This window comes from Mycobacterium sp. IS-1742, from assembly GCF_001500125.1.
In the GTDB taxonomy this organism is placed as follows: domain Bacteria; phylum Actinomycetota; class Actinomycetes; order Mycobacteriales; family Mycobacteriaceae; genus Mycobacterium.
On sequence record NZ_LQIV01000005.1, the window covers coordinates 130891 to 155154 of the forward strand.

Annotated in this window: 24 protein-coding genes, 1 pseudogene and 1 riboswitch; of the genes and pseudogenes, 14 read left to right on the forward strand and 11 right to left on the reverse strand. The window is 71.1% G+C overall.

Features of this window, described 5'->3' with window-relative positions:
- Positions 1–24 precede the first annotated feature (24 nt).
- The 5 genes from AU196_RS04920 to AU196_RS04940 form a co-directional block, all read right to left on the reverse strand.
- Positions 25–216 (reverse strand): ferredoxin, encoded by a 192-nt coding sequence (locus AU196_RS04920; protein ID WP_059093965.1) that lies wholly within the window; start codon positions 214–216, stop codon positions 25–27.
- Positions 216–620, reverse strand: a complete 405-nt coding sequence (locus tag AU196_RS04925) for a group III truncated hemoglobin (protein WP_059094005.1) — start codon at positions 618–620, stop codon at positions 216–218. The genes AU196_RS04920 and AU196_RS04925 overlap by 1 nt, the downstream gene beginning before the upstream one ends.
- 38 nt (positions 621–658) lie before the next feature.
- Positions 659–1099, reverse strand: coding sequence for a hypothetical protein (locus AU196_RS04930; RefSeq protein ID WP_059093966.1), 441 nt, complete (start codon positions 1097–1099; stop codon positions 659–661).
- A complete protein-coding gene (locus AU196_RS04935) occupies positions 1096–1734 on the reverse strand; it encodes a helix-turn-helix transcriptional regulator (protein ID WP_059093967.1) in 639 nt (212 codons plus the stop codon). Before AU196_RS04935 ends, AU196_RS04930 begins: the two co-directional genes overlap by 4 nt.
- A 78-nt stretch (positions 1735–1812) precedes the next feature.
- Entirely contained in the window at positions 1813–3180 is a 1368-nt protein-coding gene (locus AU196_RS04940; protein WP_197415704.1) for a PucR family transcriptional regulator, read from the reverse strand.
- 171 nt (positions 3181–3351) lie between these two features.
- On the opposite strand from AU196_RS04940, the gene AU196_RS04945 reads away from it, so the two are divergent.
- The 8 genes from AU196_RS04945 to AU196_RS04980 are packed head-to-tail and all read left to right on the forward strand — an operon-like array spanning position 3352 to position 9996.
- A complete protein-coding gene (locus AU196_RS04945; RefSeq protein ID WP_059093968.1) occupies positions 3352–4815 on the forward strand; it encodes an APC family permease in 1464 nt (487 codons plus the stop codon).
- Positions 4808–5503 carry an SDR family NAD(P)-dependent oxidoreductase gene (locus tag AU196_RS04950; protein WP_197415705.1) on the forward strand — a complete coding sequence of 232 codons (696 nt, stop codon included), beginning with the start codon at positions 4808–4810 and terminating at the stop codon, positions 5501–5503. The genes AU196_RS04945 and AU196_RS04950 overlap by 8 nt, the downstream gene beginning before the upstream one ends.
- On the forward strand, positions 5500–6264 hold the full coding sequence (locus AU196_RS04955) for an SDR family NAD(P)-dependent oxidoreductase (protein WP_059093970.1): 765 nt from the start codon (positions 5500–5502) through the stop codon (positions 6262–6264). Before AU196_RS04950 ends, AU196_RS04955 begins: the two co-directional genes overlap by 4 nt.
- Positions 6261–7241, forward strand: a complete 981-nt coding sequence (gene speB / locus AU196_RS04960) for an agmatinase (protein ID WP_059093971.1) — start codon at positions 6261–6263, stop codon at positions 7239–7241. The genes AU196_RS04955 and speB overlap by 4 nt, the downstream gene beginning before the upstream one ends.
- Entirely contained in the window at positions 7238–8113 is an 876-nt protein-coding gene (locus AU196_RS04965) for a polysaccharide deacetylase family protein (protein WP_059093972.1), read from the forward strand. The genes speB and AU196_RS04965 overlap by 4 nt, the downstream gene beginning before the upstream one ends.
- Before the next feature lie 22 nt (positions 8114–8135).
- Entirely contained in the window at positions 8136–8717 is a 582-nt protein-coding gene (locus AU196_RS04970) for a biotin transporter BioY (RefSeq protein ID WP_059093973.1), read from the forward strand.
- Positions 8714–9397 carry an energy-coupling factor ABC transporter ATP-binding protein gene (locus AU196_RS04975; RefSeq protein ID WP_059093974.1) on the forward strand — a complete coding sequence of 228 codons (684 nt, stop codon included), beginning with the start codon at positions 8714–8716 and terminating at the stop codon, positions 9395–9397. The genes AU196_RS04970 and AU196_RS04975 overlap by 4 nt, the downstream gene beginning before the upstream one ends.
- Positions 9394–9996 carry a CbiQ family ECF transporter T component gene (locus AU196_RS04980; RefSeq protein ID WP_059093975.1) on the forward strand — a complete coding sequence of 201 codons (603 nt, stop codon included), beginning with the start codon at positions 9394–9396 and terminating at the stop codon, positions 9994–9996. The genes AU196_RS04975 and AU196_RS04980 overlap by 4 nt, the downstream gene beginning before the upstream one ends.
- 1 nt (position 9997) lies before the next feature.
- On the opposite strand, the gene AU196_RS04985 is transcribed toward AU196_RS04980, so the two are convergent.
- From AU196_RS04985 to AU196_RS05000, 4 genes and pseudogenes are all read right to left on the reverse strand, one after another.
- A complete protein-coding gene (locus tag AU196_RS04985) occupies positions 9998–10921 on the reverse strand; it encodes a LysR family transcriptional regulator (RefSeq protein WP_059093976.1) in 924 nt (307 codons plus the stop codon).
- 52 nt (positions 10922–10973) lie between these two features.
- Complete coding sequence (locus AU196_RS04990) at positions 10974–13373, reverse strand: CaiB/BaiF CoA-transferase family protein (protein WP_059093977.1); 2400 nt, start codon at positions 13371–13373, stop codon at positions 10974–10976.
- 3 nt (positions 13374–13376) lie between these two features.
- A complete protein-coding gene (locus tag AU196_RS04995; protein ID WP_059093978.1) occupies positions 13377–14570 on the reverse strand; it encodes an acyl-CoA dehydrogenase family protein in 1194 nt (397 codons plus the stop codon).
- A 3-nt stretch (positions 14571–14573) separates the two neighbouring features.
- Positions 14574–15666, reverse strand: a pseudogene (locus tag AU196_RS05000) (acyl-CoA dehydrogenase family protein).
- A 117-nt stretch (positions 15667–15783) separates the two neighbouring features.
- Positions 15784–15895, forward strand: a riboswitch (TPP riboswitch).
- Here AU196_RS05000 and AU196_RS05005 point away from each other — a divergent pair.
- The 4 genes from AU196_RS05005 (at position 15887) to AU196_RS05020 (ending at position 19293) form a co-directional block, all read left to right on the forward strand.
- Positions 15887–16513, forward strand: coding sequence for an ECF transporter S component (locus AU196_RS05005; protein ID WP_059093979.1), 627 nt, complete (start codon positions 15887–15889; stop codon positions 16511–16513). Its footprint overlaps the riboswitch before it by 9 nt.
- Positions 16510–17976 carry an ABC transporter ATP-binding protein gene (locus tag AU196_RS05010; RefSeq protein ID WP_059093980.1) on the forward strand — a complete coding sequence of 489 codons (1467 nt, stop codon included), beginning with the start codon at positions 16510–16512 and terminating at the stop codon, positions 17974–17976. Before AU196_RS05005 ends, AU196_RS05010 begins: the two co-directional genes overlap by 4 nt.
- Complete coding sequence (locus AU196_RS05015; protein WP_059093981.1) at positions 17973–18749, forward strand: energy-coupling factor transporter transmembrane component T family protein; 777 nt, start codon at positions 17973–17975, stop codon at positions 18747–18749. Before AU196_RS05010 ends, AU196_RS05015 begins: the two co-directional genes overlap by 4 nt.
- Positions 18736–19293 (forward strand): nucleoside/nucleotide kinase family protein, encoded by a 558-nt coding sequence (locus AU196_RS05020; protein WP_059093982.1) that lies wholly within the window; start codon positions 18736–18738, stop codon positions 19291–19293. Before AU196_RS05015 ends, AU196_RS05020 begins: the two co-directional genes overlap by 14 nt.
- On the opposite strand, the gene AU196_RS05025 is transcribed toward AU196_RS05020, so the two are convergent.
- A complete protein-coding gene (locus AU196_RS05025; protein WP_059093983.1) occupies positions 19286–20368 on the reverse strand; it encodes a GGDEF domain-containing protein in 1083 nt (360 codons plus the stop codon). The two genes, AU196_RS05020 and AU196_RS05025, sit on opposite strands and share 8 nt — an antisense overlap.
- Before the next feature lie 358 nt (positions 20369–20726).
- Here AU196_RS05025 and AU196_RS05030 point away from each other — a divergent pair, with 358 nt between their 5' ends.
- On the forward strand, positions 20727–21890 hold the full coding sequence (locus tag AU196_RS05030) for a cellulase family glycosylhydrolase (RefSeq protein ID WP_231737352.1): 1164 nt from the start codon (positions 20727–20729) through the stop codon (positions 21888–21890).
- A 38-nt stretch (positions 21891–21928) separates the two neighbouring features.
- A complete protein-coding gene (locus tag AU196_RS05035; protein WP_059093985.1) occupies positions 21929–23506 on the forward strand; it encodes an FMN-binding glutamate synthase family protein in 1578 nt (525 codons plus the stop codon).
- A gap of 1 nt (position 23507) precedes the next feature.
- Here AU196_RS05035 and AU196_RS05040 read toward each other — a convergent pair.
- The coding region (locus tag AU196_RS05040) for a serine hydrolase (protein WP_059093986.1) at positions 23508–24264 on the reverse strand (757 nt) is incomplete at its 5' end.

The window sequence follows — 24264 nt, forward strand, 5'->3', positions numbered from 1 at the left end:
GACGATCGCCCACTTCCGGGGTGGCTAGTGGCCGTGCGACAGCGCCGCGCGCGGGCAGTCGGCGATCGCCTGTTCGACGAGCGCCTCCTGGTCGGCCGGCACGGGGTCGGCGACGACGACGGCGTAGTCGTCGTCGTCGAGCTGGAAGACGGCGGGCGCAATCTTCACGCAGACGGCGTTCCCTTCACATCGGTCACGGTCCACGACGACTTTCATCACTTCTCCTTCACTAGGCGGCGGCCCATCGCGGTGGCGATCCTGGTGGCCTGGATCTTGGCGCGCTCGGCGACAGGCCCCCGGTACATCTCGTCGACGGTGGTCGTCCACAGCGTCAGCCAGCGGACGAAATGCTCCGCGCGCAACGGTGTCCGCGCGTGGATCCGGCGGTGCACGTGCAGCGCGTTGCGCCGGTACAGTCCGGCGCGGAACAACACCGTCTCCCAGAAGTCGCACATGACAGGGAGGTGTTGGTCCAAGCCACGGGAGAGTAGGTCGGCGAACGGCGCGGCGAGAAGCGGATCCTCGAACGCCCGCCCGTAGAAGCGACGCAACAACGACTCCACGTCGGCACGGGTGGCCAGATCTCGTCCGGGGGTGTCGAGTGCCCGCACTTCACTCATGCTGCCGACCTGCATCGTGCTCCTGAAGCCTGTGGTGGTCAACCGGTCAGCATCGCGACGCCGCCGGTGACGAGTGCGACGACTTTCACCAGTTCCAGGCCCACGTACTCGTAGTGGACCGTCGACCGCCGGGTCGCACCGTCGGCCGCGGCGGCGCCGGCCAAGACCAGTTCCGAGCGCCGCGCGAGGCGCGGCCGCACCACCAGCAGTTGGACGGTCAACACCACGACGACCGCGCCAACACCGATCGCAGCCGTCGAAGACGGCCGATCGACGGCGACGGTGATCAGCAGAACCACCGCGAGGACGGCCTCGACCGTGTTGAGGGCGCGGAAGACCAGGCGGCCGATGCCCAGTCCGAGTGGGATCGACACCCCGGGAGCGCGGAACTTCAGCGGCGCCTCGAGGAAGGAGATGGCCAATACCATTCCCAGCCAAGTGAAGAGGACCGCGACTGCGACCGCGTGGGCGGTGCTCACCCGGACTCAACCACCTGTTGCAGGTGCGCGACGCACAGGTCCGGTTCGGCGAACGGGGTCAGCGCTTCGACGGTGATCGGGGCCTCCCAGGCGCTCAGCGCTCCCTGCATGAGCCCGAGATGCACCGGGCACACCACGTCGCGGCGGGTGTCGGCCACCTCGAGGAACGGGCAGTTGCGCAGGCCGATCTCACCGAGCGACCCTGTACTGCCGCGGGTTTCGGGCGCGAACCCCAGATCGGTGAGCATCGCGGTGAGCCGCTCGACGGCCTGTCGGCGGGTGCGGGTACGGGCGGGCGCGGTGGCGCGTTCACCCCAGCTACGACCCGCGGCGACGCCCTGCCGCGCCGCGTTGGGCTGTCGGGCGAGTGTGTCGGCGAGGATGGCGGCCAGCATCCGGTAGTCGCGCGGTCCGGCCGGGTCCATACCCGCCACCGCCCGGAACATCAACGGCGGCCGGCCGGGCCCTGTGCGGTCGACCTCGACGGACTCCACCTGCCCGGACTCCACCAGCGCCTCCAGGTGGAACCGCGCGGTGTTGGGATGGACGGTCAACTGCCCGGCTATCTGCGCGATGCTCAGTGGAGTCGGCGCCTCGCGCAACACCGCCAGGACGTCCCCGCGCCGGGTGCTCATGACCAGAGTTTACACAAATTTGACTTGTAAAAACCAGGTATTTCTCCACGCTGGTACGAACTGTTGCGAACCGGTGCGTCAGCGAGCGGCGTCCCGGTCGAGCGCATGCAGACCGATCGAGAACGCCGATTGATCGTTGTGGTCCAGCGGGTCTCGGCCGGTGAGTTCGAGGATGCGGACCAGCCGGTGACGCACCGTGTTGGTGTGCAGGTACAGATCGCGGGCCGTGTCGCTGAGCGACCCGTTTGCGGCGAGGAACGCCCGCAGTGTGCGGACGTGCTGCGTGCCCCTGCGCCGGTCCATCTCCGCGAGGGGATCGATGAGCTGCTGGCGGAAGGGCGCCAACTGGGCGGCGGGCAGTTGTTCGAGCAGGCTGTCCAGGGTGCTGAGCTGGTCGGGTCCGACCCGCCGGCCCCGGCGCTGTGCCAGGTCGAGTGCGATGCGCGCCTGGCCGATGGCCGAACCGATCTCCGTCAGCGGCACCGGCGCCGAATGCCCCGACGGCAGCGACAAGTCGTCGGTGCCGTCGAGCGACCGGGTGGTCAGCATCAGGCACAGGTCGGGCGCGTCGCCGACCAACGCGTCGGGAACCGCCATCGACAGCAGGGCGCCGGCGCCGGCCGGCCAGGCCGAACAGGTGAGGTGTCCCGCCGCGAACCCGGGCCAGTCCAGCAGTTGACTCAACGCGTCGGGCAGCAGCATCCGGCGTTCGACGAGCGAGAGCAGTTGGCCGACGCGTTCCCGGGCGAGGGCGGCTTCGACGTCGCGTTCGACCTGGGTCGCGCGCACGAACCGCGCGATCAGGTCGAGCACCGCGGACTCCGGCGCGTCACCGGTGCCCATCCACCCGAGCGTTCCCACCCCCGGCACGTCGACCGACACCGGCGCCGAATCGTGCGAGCCCTCCGGGTCGAGCAGGAAATAGCACCCCAGGATGTGACCGGCGGTGTCGAGCAGCTCACGTGCGGACGCATGCCGTCGCAACGACGAGAGCAGCTCGGGCACCAGCGCGTAGGTCGCCCGCGCCACCGCGATCTCGGCGCCGAGTTCGTATTCGGCGACGAAGCGGCTGACCTTGCTGAACGGCACGCTCGGCGGGGCGATCAGCACCGGCAGGCCGTGGCGCAGGCAGTGGTCCAGCAGCGCGGCGGGCACCACATCGTGGCCGTCGCCGACGCCGAAGCACACGCCCGCCACCCGCGCCGTGGCCAACGCGCCGGCGAAGGTCCGGCAGTCCTGCGGGGTCTGCAGGCTCAGGCCGACGGTGCACACCAGCTCCCCGCCGCGCAGGTACCGCGACGGATCGCGCATCTCGGTGATGTGCGCCCAACTGATGGGCCGGTCGAGATCCTGCGACGGGCCGTCCGGGACCGCGAGCCCCAGACCCGACACGTCGAGCAGCGCCCTCAAGGTGGGGGCACCCGTGTCGACAGGCCCGGCCGTCATTGGACGAGCGTAACGCCGATGACACATCCGGGTCCGTGGACGTTGTGCGATCGTCCAATGCGGCGCCGCCGTCCGGTGGGATCACTGCGTGTTCAGCGGATGGCCTGGCGTCAGCGCTGAGCTGGGGTGATAGTTCGTGAACAACGCGCACCGACCCCAGGGGAGCAGCACATGTCGTCATCGGTCTCAGAGCAGCCGCACCAGCTGCGCCGGGAGTTCTCGCTGTGGTCGGCGTTCGCGTTCGCGTTCGCGTTCATCTCGCCGATCGTCGCGCTGTACGGCATCTTCGGTCTCGCGCTCTCGGCGGCGGGCCCCAGCTTCTGGTGGGGCTTCCTGCTGGTCTTCGGCGGCCAGTTCCTCGTCGCGCTGGTGTTCGCGACCCTGGTCTCGCGCTGGCCGCTGGAGGGATCGATCTACCAGTGGTCACGCCGGCTCCTCGGGACGAACTACGGCTGGTTCGCCGGCTGGGTGTACATGTGGACGCTGGTCATCGCGATGGCCACCGTCGCTCTCGGCGCGGCGGGCTTCATGGCCAACATCTTCGGGCTCGAGGACCCCTCCGGCGGGACGCTCGCGCTGATCGCTCTGGTGATCCTGCTCGCCGGCACCGCGGTCAACCTGGTGGGCCGGGGTGCACTGAAGATCTTCATGGTCGGCAGCATCGTCGCCGAGGTGGTCGGTTCGGTGGTGCTCGGCACCTGGCTGCTGCTGTTCCACCGCGAGAACTCGCTGTCGGTGCTGTTCGAGGGCGGCGGCGCGGACACCGGGACGCTGGCCTACCTGACCGGACCGTTCATGCTGGCGGTCGCGTTCATCGGCTGGTCGTTCGTCGGCTTCGAGAGCGCCGGGTCCATCGCCGAGGAGGTGCACGAGCCACGCCGCGACCTGCCCAAGGCGGTGCTGTTCTCGCTGGCGTTCATCGCGATCGTGGTGGCCTACTCGAGCCTGGCGATCATCCTGGCGATCCCGGACCTCGGCGCGGTGGCCGACGGCGCCGTGGCCGACCCGGTCTACGACACGCTGACCACCGCGCTGGGCGCCGGCATCGCCAAACCCGTCCAGGTGCTGTTCGTCATCGGCTTCCTCGCCAGCTTCCTGGCGCTGCAGACCTCGGGATCGCGGGTCATCTGGGCCTATGCCCGCGACGGCGCCCTGCCCGCGGCGAACGTGCTGGTGCAACTGCGGGGCAAGGCGCGCATCCCGGTGGTGGCGATCCTGGTCACCACGGTGGTCGGCGCGGCCCTGTTCCTGCTCAGCATCGTCGCGGGTGACGTCTACTCGCTGATGGTGAACTTCACCGCAGGCGGCTTCTACCTGGCGTTCCTGTTCCCGCTCGTCGGGTTCCTCGCGGTGCTGCTGCGCCGGGCGTGGACCCCCGGTGCCTTCTCCCTGGGCCGCCTGACGCTTCCGGTCGCGGTCGTCGCGGTGGTGTGGGCGACGCTGCAGTTCCTCAACATCGCGTGGCCTCGGGCGGCCTTCGAACAGCGTTACCTGGACTGGTCGGTGTGGATCGGCGTCGTGGTGCTGGGCGTGATCGGCGCACTGCTGCTGGCGACGGTGCGGTCCCGCATCGCGGGTACCGCCGTGGTCGACGACGCGGAGGCACGTGACGAACTGGCCGACACCCGTGACTGATCGCCCCGTCGCGCTGGTGACCGGTGGTGCCAGCGGCATCGGCGCCGCGGTGGTCGACGCCCTGGCCGCCCGCGGTCACACCGTCGGCTGCCTGGACCGCAACCCCGCACCCAACGTCGAACACTCTGTCGCCGTGGACATCTCGGACTCCGCAGCCGTCGCTGCCGCGGTCGCCGAACTGCGGGACCGGCTGGGCCCGATCAGCGCGGTGGTGAACTCCGCCGGCCACTACGAGATGGTCCCGGTCTCCGACATCACCCCGGGTGCGTGGCGCACGATGCTGCGCGTGCACCTGGGCGGGTTGGCCAACATCGCCCGCGCCACCCTTCCCGATCTGCTGAAGACCCGGGGCACCCTGGTGGCCGTCGCCAGCGAGCTGGCGGTCGGCGGCGGCGAGGGCGACGCGCACTACGCCGCGGCCAAGGGCGCGGTGATCGGCCTGGTCCGCAGCCTGGCCGCCGAGGTGGCCCCCCACGGGGTGCGGGTCAACGCGGTGGCGCCGGGTCCCACCGACACCCCGCTGCTCACCGCCGACAACCCCTGTCGCGCACCGGAATACCTGAACTCGCTGCCGTTGCGGCGGCTCACGACACCGCGCGAGGTCGCCCGCTGCGTCGAGTACCTGGTCTGTGACGCGACGTTCAGCGCCGGTGACGTCCTCAACGTCAACGCGGGAGCCGTCATATGACCACCGATCTGACCGGCCGGGTTGCGCTGGTCACCGGCGCGGCCCAGGGTATGGGCGCTGCGCACGCCCGCCGTCTGTCGTCGGCGGGAGCGACGGTGGCGGTCAACGACATTCGCGACAGCGAGCCGCTCCGCGCGTTGGCGCAGGAGATCGGCGGGCTCACCGCCGCGGGAGACGTCTCGGACCCGGCCGAATGCGTGCGCATCGCCGGCGACGTCGCCGGGCGGGCCGGGCGCCTCGACGTCCTCGTCGCCAACCACGCCTACATGACCATGGCGCCGCTGACCGAGCACGACGACGCCGACTGGTGGAAGGTCGTGGACACCAACCTGGGGGGCACGTTCTTCCTGGTGCAGGCGGTCCTGCCGCACATGCGGGCCGGTGGCGAAGGGCGCATCGTCGTGATCACCAGCGAATGGGGCGTGATCGGATGGCCGGAGGCCACCGCGTACAGCGCCGCCAAGTCGGGTCTGATCTCGTTGGTCAAGACACTGGGCCGCGAACTGGCGCCCGAGCGGATCATCGTCAACGCCGTCGCCCCGGGGGTGACCGACACCCCGCAGCTACGGGTCGACGCCGAGGCGGCGGGGGTGGACCTCGCGACCATGCACGAGCGGTACGCGGAGTCGATCCCGCTCGGCCGCATCGGAGCACCCGCCGAGGTGTCCGCCGCGGTCGAGCTGCTCTGCGACTTCGATGTGGAAGCCGTTGTCGGCCAGGTGATCTCGTGTAACGGCGGCTCTACAAGGGGGAGGGTATGACCACAGAGGGAGGGCACGTGCAGTACGTGAAGTCGGAGACCGGGATGCTGGGTCAGGTCGACGCGCAGGCGGTCCCCCGGTACGCCGGTATCGCGACGTTCGCGCGGTTGCCGCAGCGCCACGAGGTCGCGGACCACGACATCGCCGTGGTCGGCGTGCCCTTCGACGGCGGGGTGACCTACCGGCCCGGGGCCCGCTTCGGACCCGCCGCGATCCGCCAGGCCTCGCGGCTGCTCAAGCCGTACCACCCCGCGCTCGACGTCGCGCCGTTCGCCGCCGCCCAGGTCGTCGACGCCGGCGACATCGCGGCCAACCCGTTCGACATCACCACCGCGGTCGACGAGATCCGCGCCGGGGTGCGGGGTCTGCTCACCCGGGCCGACCAGCGGGTCGTGCTGCTGGGCGGGGACCACACGATCGCGCTGCCCGCTCTGCAGGCCGTCAACGACGTGCACGGACCGGTGGCGCTGGTGCACTTCGACGCCCACCTCGACACCTGGGACACCTACTTCGGCGCCCCCTGCACCCACGGCACCCCGTTCCGGCGCGCCTCCGAGCAGGGCCTGCTGGTCAAGGACCACTCGGCGCACGTCGGCATCCGCGGTTCGCTCTACGACCGCGCCGACCTGCTCGAGGACGCCGAACTGGGCTTCACGGTGGTGCACTGCCGCGACATCGACCGCATCGGCGTCGACGGTGTCATCGAGCGGGTCCTGGAGCGCGTCGGCGAGCATCCGGTGTACGTGTCCATCGACATCGACGTCCTGGACCCGGCGTTCGCCCCGGGCACGGGCACCCCGGAGATCGGCGGGATGACGAGCCGGGAGCTGGTGGCGGTGCTGCGGGCCATGCGCGGGTGCAACATCGTGGCCGCCGACATCGTCGAGGTCGCCCCGGCCTACGACCAGGCCGAGGTCACCGCGGTGGCCGGCGCGAACCTCGCCTACGAGCTGATCACCCTCATGGCCGACCGATGACCCAGGCGCGCTGGCCCGACGGCAAGGTCGCGGCGGCGGCGTTCACCTTCGACGTGGACGCCGAGTCCGCGGTGCTGTGGGGGCCCCCGGGAAATCTGGAGGCGGTCGGCGCGCGGATGAGCGTGATGAGCCACCAGGCCTACGGTCCGCTGGTCGGCATCCCGCGCATCCTCGACCTGCTGGAGGGTCATCAGATCGCCTCGACGTTCTTCGTCCCCGGGCACACCGCGGACCGCTACCCACAGGCGATCCGCAGCATCGTGGCCGCCGGGCACGAGATCGCCCACCACGGGTACCTGCACGAACAGCCCACCGCGCTGACGCTCGAACAGGAGATCGACGTCATCGACCGGGGCCTGGCCGCGCTCGCCGACGTCGCCGGGGTGCGCCCCACCGGGTACCGGGCGCCGATGTGGGACCTGTCGTGGCGGACCCCCGCCCTGCTGGCCGAGCGCGGATTCCTCTACGACTCCAGCCTGATGGACGCCGACCATCCGTACGAACTCGCCGTGACGCCCGGCGACGAGCGGTCCTTGGTCGAGATCCCCATCCAGTGGGCCCTCGACGACTGGGAGCAGTACTGCTTCCTGCCCGACATCTCCGGCAGCGGCCTCATCGAGAGCCCGCGCAAGGCGCGGGAACTGTGGCAGTTGGAGTTCGACGCCCTGCGCCGGGCCGGCGGCTGCTGGGTGCTGACCAACCACCCGTTCCTCACCGGGCGGGCGTCGCGCGCCGCCGAACTCGACGACCTGATGCGCCACGTGCTCGACCACGATGACGTGTGGACGACCAACCTGGGATCGATCGCCGAACACGTCCGCGCACTCGGGCTCGAACCACGGACCATCACCCCGCCCGACGTGCCGCGCTGAGGCGCCCGCGATAATCGCCCGAATGGACGGGAAGGTGGACGCGCCGCGGCGCCGGTGGGCCGTGTCGGCGGCCGACCTGACCCAGGCCGCGGTGTTCGCCGCGCTGATCGCCGCGCTCGGGCTGCCGGGGACGATCACCGTCGGGCCCAGCGGAGTGCCGATCACCGTGCAGACCCTCGGCGTGATGCTCGCCGGGTCGATCCTCGGTCCCCGCAAGGGGGCACTGGCCGTGGGGCTGTTCGCGCTGCTGGCCGTCGCCGGACTGCCCATCCTGGCCGGCGCCCGCACCGGGCTGGTGTCGCTCTCCTCGCCGACGGCCGGTTTCTTCGTCGGCTGGCTGCCCGCCGCGGTGGTGATCGGCGCGCTGACCGCGTTGATGATGCCGCGCTATCGGGTGCTGTGGGGGATCGTGATCAACGTCGTCGGCGGGATGGCGGTGATCTACGCGTTCGGCACCGCCGGCCTGATGATCCGCACCGACCTGTCGTGGTGGGCTGCGTTGTCCACCAACGGGATCTACATACCCGGTGACGTCGCCAAGGCGGTGGTGACGGCGTTCGTCGCGGCGCAGGTGCACCGGGCCCGGCCCGGTCTGATCACGTGACCGAGGGCGTCGTCGTCGAGGGGGTCTCGCATTCCTACGGCGACCGCTCGGTCCTGCGCGAGGTGTCGCTGCGCCTGACCGAACGCCGGATCGGGGTGCTCGGCGCCAACGGCAGCGGCAAGTCGACACTGGCGCGGATGATCAACGGGCTGGTGCTCCCCGACCGCGGCACGGTGCGGGTGCACGGCCTCGACACCCGGCGGTCCACCCGCAAGGTCCGCCGCCGGGTGGGATTCGTCTTCACCGACCCCGACCGCCAGATCCTGATGCCGACGGTGGCCGAGGACATCGAGCTGTCGTTGTCGCGCCACCGCCTCACCCGCGACGAGCGTGCGGACCGCATCCGGCGGGTGCTCGAGCGGTTCGGCCTCGGCGGGCACGCCGACCATCCCGCCCATCTGCTGTCCGGCGGCCAGAAACAGCTGCTGGCGCTGGCGGCGGTGCTGGTCACCGAACCCGACATCGTGGTGGCCGACGAACCGACCACCCTGCTGGACCTGCGCAACACCGCGATGCTGCGCGCCGCGTTCGCGACCCTGGACACCCAGCTGATCGTCGTCACCCACGACCTCACACTGGTCGACGACTTCGACCGCGTGATCGTCCTCGACGACGGTGAGGTCCACGCCGACGACGCCCCGCCCGCCGCGCTGGCGGCCTACCGGCGGCTGATGTCATGACCGTGCTGGGTGTCTACCGGCCGGGGCCGTCACTGCTGCACCGCCTCCCGGCCGGGCTCAAATTACTGGCCCTCGGCGGGTTGATCGCGCTGATGTCGGTGGCGGTGGACACACCCGCGCACCTCGGCGTGGCCGCCCTCGGGGTGGTCGGCGTCCTCGGCTGCGCGCGGATGGGCCCGAGAACCGTTGTGGCGCAAATGCGTCCGGTGTTCTGGGTGGTTGTCGTGATATTCGGGTTCCAGCTGCTGTTCACCGACTGGCGGCGTGCCCTGGTGGTGTGCGGGATCCTGACGCTGTCGGTGGCGCTGGCGGCGGCGGTGACCACCACCACCCGCACCACCGACATGCTGGCCGCGCTCACCCGGGCGATGCGGCCGTTGGCCCGATTCGGCTTCCCGGTCGAACAGGTCGCGCTGGGCCTCGCGCTGACCATCCGGGCCATCCCGCTGATGGTCGAGACGGTGCGGCAGGTGGAGGAGGCGCGCCGCGCCAGGGGGCTGCGGTTCTCTCCGCGCATCGTGGTGGCACCGGTGGTGGTCGCGGCACTGCGCACCGCGGACGGCTTCGCCGACGCCCTTGCCGCGCGGGGGTTGGACTGAGTCAGGCCCGTGCCCGGCCGACCGCGTCCGCCAACCGCTCGACCGCGGAAGCGATCTCCGGCATCGACGCGGCGCGGTCGCGGGCCCACGCCAGCGCGATCTCGGCGGGCGGCCAGGTGCTTCCGTCGATCGGGATCAGCTTGAACTCCGGTGGGGAGAAGATCCGGCCGATCGCCGAGGCCGGGGCATAGCTCAGGATCGCGACCAGGTGCCGGTTGGAGACCTGGGCGGCCATCTCCAGCTCGCCGCCGCGCTGATTGGTGGTGCGGACGATCCGGTGCACCCCGCGCGCGTTGAGTTGTCGGGTCAGCGCGGCCAGCACCACCGGATTGGGACGCGCGAAGTCGATGACCACCTCCCGGTCCCGCAGCTGCTCGACCGTCACGGTGTCGTGGGCGGCGAGCGGATCGTCGAACCGGACGGCGATCGCGCCCGGATAGGTGGCGATGACCCGGTGTGCGAGCCGTCTGTCCTTGGCGGGCAGGTGGATGACGCCGAGCTCCAGGTGCCCGGAGACCAGCTTCGCGATGACCTCCGCGGCCGACCCGGGGACGCTGAACACCGACGGGTTCGGCAGGTCGGCGGCGGCCGCCTCCACCTGGGCGAGCAGGTCCGACGGGGCGTAGGCGGTGGCGCCGATCCGCAGCGCCGGCGCCCCATGCACCGCCTGCGCGGCGGAAGCCTTGAACTCGTCGACCCGTCGCAGGATGTCGCGGGCCGGGCCGATCAGCCGTTCACCCAGCGGCGTGAGCCGGACCTCGTGGTAGTTCCGCTCGAACAGCGCACCCCCGAGCTCGCGCTCGAGCAGTTTGATCTGCTTGCTCAACGGCGGCGGCGTGATCCGCAGCCGGTCGGCCGCGCGTTTGAAGTGGAGTTCGTCGGCGACGGCGACGAAGTACTTCAGTCGCGTGAAGTCGAGTTCCAAGACACCTCGTCCGACGGTCCGTTTGACTGAATCGTACGAAACCGCGCCGGCCTCAGATCGGTCGCGCCTCCGGTGGGGTCTGCAGCACCCCGCGGGCGAGCAGGTCCTGCACCTCCGCGTCGTCCAGACCCAGCAGCGTGGTGGCGATCTCGACGGTGTGCTCGCCGAGCAGCGGCGCCTGCCCCAGCGGCGGGTCCGCGATCCGCTCGGTGTGCAGCTGCGCGTTCTCCAGCACGTACGGTTCCCGTCCGTGCGGATGGAGCTCCTCCCGGAAGGCGCGGCGCTGCGAGTAGTACTCCCAGCCAGGTAGCTCGGCGGCGTGCATGACGGCGCCCGCGGGCACGCCGGCCGCCTGCAGCAGTTCCATGGCCTCGCGGGGTGTGTGCCGGACCGTCCAGCCGGTCACCGCCTCGTCGATGCGAATTCGGTTGCGGTCCCGGCCGGTTCGGCTGTGCAGATCGGCATCGTCGGCCAGGTCGGGGCGCTCGAGCACGCGGCACAGCGCCTGCCAGTCGGTGTCGTCCCGGACGGTGACCGCCACCCACGCATCGGCGCCGTCCGCACCGGCGGCACGGAACAACCCCCAGGGCGCATCGTGCGCGGGCGTGTCGGACGGTTCGTGCCCGTCGCGGACGAGCGCCTCGCCGGCGATCTCCGCGGCGAGGTGGCTGAGCATGACCTCGGACTGCGCGATGCTGGCCGCGCCGCCCAGGCCGGTGCGCTCGCGGCGCACCAGAAGGCTCAGCGCGGCCAGGACGCCGATGCGTGCGGACACGTGGTCGGGGTAGACGGTGACGGTGTCGCAGAACTCGTCCGGGTCCGACGGGTAGACCCACTGCTTGGTGAAGCCGGCCGCGGCGCGCACCAGGGGGCCGTAGCCGAGCCGCTGCGCCCACGGACCGGTGGGGCCGAATGCCGAGCTGTCGACCACGACGATGCCGGGGTTGACCGATTTGAGCGTGTCGTAGTCCATGGCGAGGCTCGCCGCGACCCCGGGTTTGAAGTTGGTCAGCACGACGTCGGCCTCACGCACCAGCCGGTGTGGCACGGCCCGGCCGTCGGCCGAACGCAGGTCGATGCCGATCGCCCGCTTGTTCCGGTGTCCGCCGGCGAAACTCGCGTTCATCGGACTGCGGCCGGGCCGCATCCCGTCCGGGAACGCGGCGTTCTCGATCTTGACGACATCGGCGCCCAGATCGCCGAACAGGCGTCCGGTGTCGGCGCCGACGACGATCACGCCGAGGTCCAGCACCCGCAGCCCCTCGAGCGGCAGACCCTGGTCGGATCGCTTGCGGCGCCGCAGAACCGGCGCACCGCCGAGGGCGCGCCCGCCGGGGTCGGGGGCGGTGTCGGCGCTCGCGCGGCAGCCGTCGATCTCGACGACGCCGCGCGGGACGGGGGCGACGAGCCCGGGGGCGAGCTCGACGGCGCCGAAGAATCCGCGTGCGACGACCTGGTCGGTGGCCAGCGCCTCGGCCGGGCTCAGCACCGCCGCGGTCGGCACGCCGTGGGCCTGCCCCTCCCGTTCCAGCTCGTCGCGGTCCTTGTCGGCGCAGAACGCCTCGATCGCCGTCCCCAGCGGGATCGAGGTCAGCCGGTCGCGCAGGCCCTCGAACTTCGGATCGGCGAACTCCACGGGTCGGCCCATCCACTCGAACATGCCGTGCCACTGGCGTTTTGCCAGCAGACAGATGCGCACGTAGCCGTCGCGGCAACCGACGATCGGGTACCGCAGACGCTCGGCGGCCCAGTTGCGTTGCTGCTGGGCGGTCGGCACTCCCGCCGACGCCGTGCCCATGGTCCCGAACGGCGGGTCGAGCGCCTGCATCGCCCCCTCGACGATCGCGAAGTCGATGCGGTCGCCGATGCCGGTGCGGAGCCGGTCGAGCAGCACGCTGAGCACCGCGACCCCGGCCTGCGCGGCCGCGACGTGGTACGGCAACTGCTCACCCGGCGGTACCAGCGGCTCGCGCCCCGGGATGCCCGAGCGGGACAGTTCGCTGGTCAGGGCGTGCAGCACCGGGGTGGTGGCCTGCCATTCGCTGAACTCCGAGTCCCGTCCGAAGTCGCTGAGCGACAACACGATCAGGCCCGGGTGGGCGGCGCGGACCTCGCTTACCGCAAGGGCGCGTTCGGCCGGGGAACCGGGCGGGGTGTCCTCGATGAGGACGTCGGCGGCGTCCAGCAGGTCGTCCCACTGCCGCCGTCCCGCGGGCGTGGCGGCGTCGATGTCGACCGATCGCATACCCCGCCGGTTGATCGCCGTCGCCAGGGACACCCGGCCGATGCGCGGACCGACCTCGATGTGGCCGGTGACGCCGTTCAGTCCGACCGCGGTCACGCGGGCGCCGAGATCGGCGAGCAGCCGGCCGATCGCGGTCATCGGACCGGACGACAGGTCGAGGATCCGGACGCCCGCCAGCGGCGGATCGTAAGAGGGGGTCTCGGTCATCGGTCAGTTCCGGCGGGCGTCGCGGAAGGGGATGTCGCGGTCGACCTCCGGTTCCTTGGGCAGCCCCAGGACCCGCTCGCCGATGATGTTGCGCTGGATCTGATCGGTGCCACCGCCGATTGAGGTGAAGTAGGCGTTGAGCGTCAGGAAGTTGATGTCGTCGGCCTCCGGGTTGTCCGGCCCGGCCAGCAGCGCCTCGGCGCCGACGATGTCGGTCTTCACCCGGGCCTCGGTGTGCAGGATGTCGGACATGGCGAGTTTGCCCAGCGACATGATCGAGCTCGACGTGCCGATCGACGTCGACGCCTTCGCGCGAGCGTTGTTGAGCCGGTTGAGTTCCCGCAGTGAGAGCACGGTGGCCAGCGCGTCCCGGATGACCGGGTCGTCGAGGCGGCCGTGCTCGCGGGCGAGTTCGACGAGGCTGTCGGCACGCGAACTGTTGCGCGACCCGCGACCGCTGTCGCCCATGATCGACCGCTCGTAGGCCAGTGCGGTCTGCAGCACCCGCCAGCCGTTGCCCGTACCGCCGACCAGGAAGTCCTCGGGGACCGCGGCGTCGCTGATGAAGACCTCGTTGAAGTGGGATTCGCCGGTGATCTGGACCAGTGGCCGGACCTCGATGCCGGGCTGCTTCATCGGCAGGATGAAGAAGCTCAGCCCCTTGTGTTTCGGCGCATCCCAGTCGGTGCGGGCGAGCAGCAGCCCGTAGTCGGCCGTCGCCGCCCCGGAGGTCCACACCTTCTGGCCGTTGACCACCCACCGGTCGCCGTCACGCACCGCGGTGGCGTGCACACCGGCGAGGTCGGAGCCGGCGCCGGGCTCGCTGTAGAGCAGGCAGGTGCTCGCGCGTTCGGTGAGGAAGTCGCGCAACAACTCTCGTTTGAGGGTGTCGCTGCCGAACTTCAACACGGTGTTGGCCGGGATGCTGTACTTGTCCCGCCGTGCGCCGGGCGCCCGGACCGCCTTGAACTCCTTCTCGATGGCCGACGCCAGATGGTGGGGATACGCCCGGCCGAACCACTCGGTCGGATAAGTGGGTACCGCGTAGCCCGCGTCGAGCACCTTCTCGAGCCAGGCGACCCGTTCCGGGGAGGCCACCCACGGATCGTTCGACTTCGGAAGACCCGTCCAGTTCTGCTCGAGCCAGTCGCGCACCTCGGCGCGCAGTTCGTCGGCGCTCGGAGTCGTCTCGGTCATCGGTCAAGCGCCTTTCGACTGGAGGTAACGCTCGCGGTGCAGGCGGGGGCCGCCGAACAGCTGCAGTCCGGTGCGGGCCCGGCGGAGGTAGAGGTGTGCGGGGTGCTCCCAGGTGAAGCCGATGCCGCCGTGCATCTGGATGGCCTGGGCGGCGGTGTCGCGGTACGCCTCGGCGCACGCGAAACCGGCCAGCGCGACCGCCCCGCCCGCGGTCTCCGGGTCGGCATCGCGCTGGGCCGCGGCGTGCTGCGCGGCCGACGTGGAGGACTCCACCTTGAGCAGCAGATCGGCGGCCATGTGCTTGAGCGCCTGGAAGCTGCCGATCGGCCGGCCGAACTGGATGCGGGTCTTGAGGTATTCCACGGTGATCTCGAAGATGCGGCGGGTGCCGCCGCACTGTTCACCGGCCAGCGCGATCGTCGCCAGGTCCAGCGCCTGCTGCACCGCGTCCCATCCGGCGGTGCCCAGTCGGCGGGCCGGGGTGTCGGCGAAGGTGAACGTGGACAGCCGCACGGACGGGTCGAACACCGTCGCCGCCACCCGCTGGAATCCGGCCGCCCCGGCGTCGACCTCGTACACGCCGACACCGTCCGGACCCTGCGCCACGACCAGCAGGACGTCGGCCACCTGTCCGTCGGTGACGTAGTGCGCGCTGCCGGTCAGGGTGCCGTCGGCGCCGGCCCGCACGTCGACGCCCTCGGCGGTCCACGTGCCGGTCCGCCCGGTCACCGCGACCGTCCCGATGGCGCTGCCGTCGGCCAGGCCGGGCAGCAGCCGCTGCTTGTCCTCCTCGGAGCCGGCGGCCTGGATGAGCGCGGTCGCGAGCACCGCGCTGGAGATGAACGGCGACGGCAGCAGGGCGGCCCCGGTCTCCTCGGCCACCGCCTCGAGCTCGGTCGCGCCCAGCCCGACGCCGCCGTATTCGCCAGCGATCACGATGCCGGTGACACCCTGTTCGGCCAGGCGGCGCCACAGGTCACGGTCGAATCCATCCGCACCGGTCAGCCTGTCGCACGTCCTGCTCGGTGCACCGGCTGCGCAGCAGGTCGCGGACCGCCTCCTGCAGCGCCTCCCGTTCGGCGACGTCGATCGTCATGGGCCAACCGCCTTCCCTGTCGTCGTTGACAGCTTCCGTGCTGAGGCGGGGCGTGTACATCACGACTTGCGACACCCTCGGGTTTCCGATGGCGACATGCACGCGTACGTTGGAGCCGACAACCCACGCGGGAGTGCACACCGAGTGCGCTGAGAGGACGGCTGAGCGGCCGTCGACCGTATGAACCTGACCGGGTAATGCCGGCGTAGGGAGTGAACTGATGACCGAGGTGTCCCCACCTTTCCCCGTGACCGCGCGCAGCTACCGCTGGCGTGTCGTCGACATCGTGGTGGCCAGCGTGCTCGCCGTCGCATCCGGCCTGGTGTTCGTGATGTGGAACGTCGCGTCCAACCCGATCGGCGCCCCGTTGAGTGCGGCGCTGCCGGGTCTGCAGGGGCTGCTCGGCGGTGGCTGGCTGTTCGCCGGGATCCTCACCGCGATGGTGATCCGCAAACCGGGCGCGGCGGTCTACGGCGAGCTCGTGGCCGCGACGGTGTCCGCCCTGGTCGGAAACCAATGGGGTGTCATGACCCTGGAGTTCGGCCTGGTGCAGGGACTGGCGGCCGAGATCGTGTTCGCCTGCTTCCTGTACCGGGTGTGGAACCTTCCGGTCGCGGTGCTGGCCGGGGCCGCGGCCGGGCTGGCCATGGCGATCAACGAGCTGGTGCTCCTGTACCCGGGTTCGACCTCCGCCTTCGCGGCGATCTACATCGTCTCCGGGATCGTCTCCGGTGCCGTGATCGCCGGTGGGCTGTCCTGGTACGTGGTGCGCGGACTCGCGAAAACCGGTGCGCTGTCCCGGTTTCCGTCGGGCCGGACAGGGTCGCCGAGCGACGTCCGGCCATGATCTCCGGCGGTGTCGCGGTCGCCGCTCGGGGTTGGCACTGGCGGCATGCCGGTCGCTCGTCGTGGGCGGTCCGCGACCTCGACCTCACCGTCGAACCGGGGGAGCGGGTGCTGCTCCTCGGCGCCAGCGGCTCGGGCAAGTCGACGCTGCTGCAGGGTCTGGCCGGTCTGCTCGGCGGGAGCGAGGACGGCGACGAGGCGGGGCGTCTGCTCGTCGACGGGGTCGCGCCGGCGCAGCGTCGCGGCCGCATCGGGATGGTGTTGCAGAACCCCGACTCGCAGGTCATCCTGTCGCGGGTCGGCGACGACGTGGCGTTCGGGATGGAGAACCTCAACGTCGCCCCCGAGGCGATCTGGCCGCGGGTCCGGCGGGCGCTGGCCGCCGTCGGACTGGGTATGCCGCTGCGGCACGACACCTCGCGGCTCTCGGGCGGCCAACAGCAGCGGCTGGCGCTGGCCGGTGTGCTGGCCATGGACCCCGGCCTGATCCTGCTGGACGAGCCGACCGCCAACCTGGACCCCGCCGGTGTCGTCGAGGTGCGCGACGCCGTCGCCGCGGTGGCCGAACGGACCGGCGCGACCCTGATCGTCGTCGAACATCGAACCGCCGTCTGGCTTCCCGTGGTCGACCGGGTCGTCGTCCTCGGACCATTCGGCGAGATCCTCGCCGACGGGCCGCCCACCGAAACCGTCGCACGGGAGGGTGGACGCCTGGCGCGGGCGGGTGTATGGGTGCCCGGCGCCGCCCTGCCGTCCGTCGACCGGCACACCGCACCGGGTGCACCCCTGGCCGACGCGGTCGCCTTGTCGGCCGGGTACCCGCACGGGCCCCGCACCGACGACATGGACTTCGACATCCCCCGGGCGGCCGTCAGTGTCGTCACCGGGCCGAACGGAGCCGGCAAGACGGCGCTGGCGCTGACCCTCGGCGGACTGCTCCCGCCCCGGGGCGGGCGGGTCGAGGCGCGCGACGGATTCGGTCCCGCCGCCGACCGCCGCGAACCCGTCCGGTGGCGGTCCCGGGAACTGCTGACCCGCATCGGCAGCGTGTTCCAGAACCCCGAGCACCAGTTCCTCACCGGCAGCGTCCGCGACGAGCTGGCACTCGGCCCCCGCGCCCTGGGCCGGTCCGGCGACGCCGTCGCCCGGCTGTGCGATCCGCTGCTGGAGCGGCTGCGGCTCACCGCACTCGCCGATGCCAACCCGTACACGCTGTCCGGCGGTGAGCAGCGGCGGCTGTCTGTCGCGACGGTGCTCGCCACCCGGCCAGAACTCGTCGTCCTCGACGAGCCGACGTTCGGTCAGGACCGCAACACCTGGGAGGAACTGGTCCGGCTGCTCGCCGAGATCGCCGACCACGGCACCGCGGTGGTCGCGGTCACCCACGATCTGGACTTCGCCGCGGTGCTCGCCGACCGCCGGATCGAGATGCAGACCAGCGCGACGTCGGGACGGACGCGATGACGAGCGTCGGCACCGCGCCGGCGGGGACCGGGATCAATCCCGTCGCGAAACTGGTGGCCGCCCTCGTGATCGCCGCGGGCCTGGTGGCCAGCCTCGACTGGGTGTCGGCCCTGACCGCGCTCGCGCTGGAGATCCTGCTGATCCTCGCGCTGCGAATCCCGTTGCGCGCGGTCTTGATCCGCGGTGGTCTGCTCATGCTGGCCGCCGGACTCACCGCGGTCACCATCGTGCTCTACGGCGAGCGCAGCGGCACCGTGCACTGGCAGTTCCTGCTCATCACGGTCACCGACGGGTCCATCACGCTGGCGGTCGCCACGTTCGTGCGGGTGCTCGCCATCGCGTTGCCGTCGGTGGTCCTGTTCATCGACACCGACCCGACCGAACTCGCCGACGGCCTCGCCCAGGTGCTGCGGCTCCCGGCCCGGTTCGTGCTGGGAGCACTGGCGGGGCTGCGCACGGTCGGGCTGCTGCGGCAGGACTGGCGCTACCTCGGCTACGCGCGCCGTGCCCGCGGAGTCGCCGACCGCAACCGCCTGCGGCGCGTCGCGGGCCAGGCGTTCGCGCTGCTGGTGTTCGCCATCCGCCGCGGGTCGATGCTCGCCACCGCGATGGAGGCACGCGGATTCGGGGCCCACCCGACGCGCACCTGGGCGCGGCCGTCACGTTTCGGCGCCCGCGACGTGGCCCTGGTGCTGGCCGGGTTCGGCATCGCCGCCGCCGCGATCGCCGCCTCCGTCACCACCGGACATTGGAACTTCCTTGGAAGTCGGTGACCTCGCGCGCCGACTCGCCGACACCGGCGCCTGCACCGTCCTGATCGACGGGCGTTCCGGGTCGGGCAAGACGACGCTGGCCGCACAACTCCACCAGACCTGGGACGGCAGCGCGATCATCGCCCTCGACGACATCTACGCGGGCTGGGACGGACTGGCCTGGGCCGTCGAGCACCTGCGGGTGGCGCTGCTGGAACCGCGCGCCGCCGGTCGGCCCGGACGGTGGCGCAGGTGGGACTGGACGACGGGCACGCCCGCGGACTGGCACACCGTCGAACCCGACCGGCGGGTGATCATCGAAGGGGTCGGAGCGCTGAACGCGGCGCACCGTGCACTCGCAGACCTCGGCATCTGGGTCGACGCCCGGGAGGCCGACCGCAAGCGCCGCGCGCTGGCACGCGACGGTGACACCTACGCGCCGCACTGGGACCGATGGGCCGTCCAGGAGGAGGCCTTCATCGCCCGGTACGACCCGCGGTCCGTCGCCGACTGGATCGCGACGTACTCGGAGGACGGGTTGCGGTGGGCGGCGAATCTCAGCTGACCGTGCGCGCGTCGCCGGCGTGCTGGATCTGGTTGCCGCCGCGCCGCTTCGCGGCGTACATCGCGATGTCGGCCTCGGTGACCAGCCGGTGGAACGTCTCGTCGGCCTCGTCCGGTCTGACGTCGCGCAACGGGACCGTGGCGGTGCCGACGCTCGCGGTGACCCGGAACGGTGTGGACGTGACCGCCGCGCACAGGCGCTGGGCCCACTCGGTCGGCGTGGCCGACGGCACGATGTCCGCGATCAGGAACTCCTCGCCGCCCATCCGGCACACCAGGGCGGTGTCGGGGACCGCGGCCGTCAACGCCTGCGCGACGTCGACCAGCGCGGCGTCCCCGCTGGCGTGGCCGTGCTGGTCGTTGATCGCCTTGAACCGGTCGAGGTCGATGAGCGCCACCGCCAGATAGGCCCGATCGGCCCGCGCGACCAGCCGCCCGATCACCGCATGGGTGAACGCCCGGCGGTTGAGCAGTCCGGTGAGGGGATCACGGTCGGAGCGCAGCAGGTCGGTGCCGAGCGCACGGACGATCACCTGGATCGCGAACGGGACGCCGATGTTGAGCTCGAGGACCAGGAAGTAACCGGTCAGCGCCAGCACGGGTTCGCCTTCGGCGGCCACCCGGACCGCCTGCCACGCCCCGACCCCCACCGCGAGCGCGAAGTTCATCAGCATGTAGCGCGCGGTGTGGAAGAACGCGATGTAGCCGCCCGACACCGCCAGCGCGGTACAGAACGTCAGGCCGATCAGCGGTTCAGCCTGCCAGAGACAGCCCCCGGCGATGGTTGCGCTGCCGATCGCTGCGAACACCATCGACTCGGTCCGGGTCGGCCAGCGCTTCAACCACAGCACCGCCAGACTCAGGCCCGCCAGCGAAGCCACCGTCGCCAGGCCGATTGCCAGCCGGTCGTCGATGGACGCGGGTCCCCACAGGGCGTTGACCGGCACCAACGCCAGCGAGGCGGCGACCACGGCGAGCCCGCGGCGCATCATCGTCGCCATTCCACGGGTCTGCAGATAACCGCTGAGCCAATCGAAGTGGTCCGGCTGCCGCCACCAGTTGCGCACCCATTGCATGGACAGTTCCCCCCGGCACACGCCCCTGTGCGTGTTTGCTCACGGTACAGGTCGGCCCGGTGACGTACTTGCGATCGGCAGTTTTCGCCGGTCCGCTGCGGTGGCCGTGACGCGAAACACAATCGGTGCCGAAATCGCCTGTCGCCATGGGGTTTTACTCGGCGCACCAGCGGGCGCCGCGGCCACCGCGTTGTAGGGCCCGCGCCGCACGGGTACGACAGATGGGGCGGGGGCGTCGCTCACCACAAGCGTCGCCCCCCTGCTGTGTGTCCGAGGGCACGTCGCGAGGGTCGGGGGCGGCGTGCGAAGCCGAATCAGAGTCGAAGCCGGAGACTGCACATTGACGAGCACACCCGACGTGCCCGGGGGGAATCAGCATCGCCCGTTCGCCCGACGCGCCGCGCTCAAACTGCCCGCGCTGCTGACGGCGTCCGCCGCGGCGTCCGCGTTGCCCCGTGCCTCCGCCGCATCCCGTCGGTGGTCGGCCGCCCGCGCCCACGCCTGGTACCAGCAACAGGGCTGGCTGGTCGGAGCCAACTTCATCCCCTCGAACGCCGTCAACCAACTGGAGATGTTCCAGGCCGCGACGTTCGACCGACGGCGCATCGACACCGAACTCATGCTGGCGCGCCGGATCGGGCTCAACACGGTGCGGGTCTTCCTGCACGACCAGTTGTGGGCGCAGGACCGCAACGGTTTCCAGCGGCGACTCGCCCAGTTCGTCGCGATCGCGGCCCGGCACGGCATCCGGCCGCTGTTCGTGCTGTTCGACTCGTGCTGGGATCCGCTGCCCAAGCTCGGCCGCCAGCGCCCGCCGCGGCCGGGTGTGCACAACTCCGGCTGGGTGCAGAGCCCCGGTGCCCACTTCATCGGCGACCCCCGGTACCGACGGGTCCTGCGCGACTACGTCACAGGCGTGCTGACGCAGTTCCGCGACGACGAGCGCGTCCTCGGCTGGGATCTGTGGAACGAACCGGACAACCCCGCCAACCAGTACCGCGGGGTCGAACGCAAGGACAAGGTCGAACGGGTGGCGGAGCTGCTGCCGCAGGTCTTCAGCTGGGCCAGGGAGGTCGATCCGGCCCAGCCGCTGACTAGCGGGGTGTGGGACGGGGAGTGGGCCGACCCCGCGCGCCGCAGCGCCGTCGCCCGCATCCAGCTGGACCACTCCGACGTGATCACGTTCCACAACTACGGTGACGCGGACGAGTTCGACGCGCGGATCGCCGAACTGCGCCCGCTGGGGCGGCCGATCGTGTGCACCGAATACCTGGCCCGCGAATTCGGCAACACCGTCGAGGAGATCCTGCCGCTGGCCAAACGACGCAACGTGGGCGCCTACAACTGGGGGCTGGTGGTCGGCAAGACCCAGACCCACCTGCCGTGGGACTCGTGGGAGAAGCCCTACACCTCGCCCCCGAAAGCCTGGTTCCACGAACTGCTGCGCCCCGACGGGCAGCCCTACCGCGACAGCGAGGTCCGGACCATCCGGTGGTTGACGGGCCGCGTCGGGCCCACCTGAGAAGTTTCGGGCGCCGGTCGGCCGGAAACACTGACGCCATGAGCCGGGCCGTTCGTGGTCTCGCCACCGCGGCCGCCTCGACGGTGGCAGCTGTCGGCCTGCGAGACCTCTTCCAACGCAGACATGCCCTTCTCCGCAACTTCCCGGTCGTCGGGCATGCGCGGTACCTCCTGGAGGCAGTCGGCCCGGAGCTGCGGCAGTACATCGTCGCGGCCAACGACGAGGAGCGCCCGTTCACCCGTGACCAGCGGCGCTGGGTGTACGCCTCGTCGAAGAACGAGAACAACTACTTCGGGTTCGGCACCGACAACGACCTCGAGCACTCGAGCGGCTACCCGGTGATCAAACACCGGACCTTCGGCCGCAACGGCCCCGCGTCGGCGCCGAGGGCCGGCCGCGACGTCGAGCTCCCGTGCGCCAAAGTGGTCGGCGCCGCGCGCAACCGGCCCCGGGCGTTCCGGCCCGCCTCGGTCGTCAACATCTCGGCGATGAGCTTCGGCTCGCTGTCCGGCAACGCGATCGAGGCGCTCAACCGGGGCGCGGCGATGGCCGATTGCCTGCACAACACCGGCGAGGGCGGCATCTCCCGCTTCCACCGCAACGGCGGGGAACTGATCTTCCAGATCGGCACCGCCTACTTCGGCTGCCGCGACGACGAGGGCCGATTCGACCTGGAGAGGCTCAAGGACGCGGTGGCCGGCGCGCCGGTGCGGGCGCTGGAGATCAAACTCAGCCAGGGCGCCAAGCCGAGCCTCGGCGGGTTGCTGCCCGCCCCCAAGGTGTCCGCGGAGATCGCCGCCGCCCGCGGTATCCCGGAGGGGCGTGACTGCGTGAGCCCGTCGCGGCACGCGGAGTTCTCCGACACCGACAGCCTGCTCGACTGGGTGGAACTGCTGGCGAGCGAGACGGGGCTGCCCGTGGGGATCAAGGCGGCGGTGGGCGATCTGGAGTTCTGGACCGAACTGGCCGACTCGATGTGCGAGACGGGGCGGGGTGTGGACTTCGTGGCGATCGACGGCGGTGAGGGAGGCACCGGCGCGGCGCCGCTGATCTTCACCGACTCGGTGTCGCTGCCGTTCCAGGTGGGCTTCTCCCGGGTGTACCGCATCTTCGCGCAGCGGGCCCTGCACGAGCAGGTCACGTTCATCGGCGGCGGGAAACTCGGTCTGCCCGACAACGCGATCGTGGCTTTCGCGCTCGGGTGCGACATGGTCTACGTCGCGCGGGAGGCGATGCTCGCGGTCGGGTGCATCCAGGCCCAGAAGTGCCACACCGACACGTGTCCCACCGGTGTCGCCACCCAGAACGCGTGGCTGGCCCGGGGCCTGGTGCCCGAGGTGAAGGCCGAACGGGCGGCGAACTACATCAAGACGTTGCGCCGCGACCTGGTCAAAGTCGCCGAGGCGTGCGGGGTGCACCACCCCGGTCTGATCGGCTGCGACTCGGTGGACATCCTCGACGGGCGCTACGGGTCGACACCGCTGCACGAGGTCTACGGGTACGCGCCGTGGATGGGTCTGCCGTCGCCGGCCGACCGCGAGGAGATCATCCGGTTGATGACCGCCGACAAGACGCACGGCGGGTCCGCGGCGCCGTCCCCGACGGCGGTCGGGTGAGTCAGCTGATCTTGCCGCCCGGGAACATCGTTCTGACAACCCGGGTGATCGTCTCGCGGGCGGCGGCCTCGCCGGTCGGATCCAGGGCGCTGATCGCCATCACGTAGCGGCGTTCGGGTCCGATCACGCCGGTGGACACGTGCAGCTGATTGGCGCCGTTCCAGCAGCAGAACCAGCCCTGCTTGACCGCGACCGGCTCGGCGTAGAGCCCCTCGGGGATACCGAACCGCTGCGGATACCCGTCGGTCCCCGTCGGTGTGGACCGCGCGAGGTTGTCGATGATGACGTCGGCCTGTTCCGCGGGCAACCCACCGGCGCCGTCCAGCAGCATGTCGTAGTAGCGGACCAGATCGCTCGCGGTGCTCTGCGTGACATCCCACTGTCCGTTGTACGGCGCCGTCGTCCCGGTCAGCCCGTACCGGGCCGCGACGCGCGCGATGACGGCGTTGCCACCGCTGCGGTCCCAGAACACCTGCGCCGCGCTGTCGTCGGAGGAGCGCAGCATGGCGTCGAGCGACTTACGGTCGGCTGCCGAGAGTTTCGTCTTGCCCTCCGACTCCTGCAGCAGCAGGTCGTCGGCGATGAACAGCTTCACCACGGACGCGATCGGGAAGGGCCGGTTGGCCCCGTCGGACACGATCGTGCCGGTGTCGCGGTCCAGCACGACCACCTCGACGTCGGCCCCGGACTTCGCCGCCTCGGCGGTGGCTTGCCGGACGCGGGCGTCGAGCCCGTCCCATGGCGCCGCGGGCGGGAGG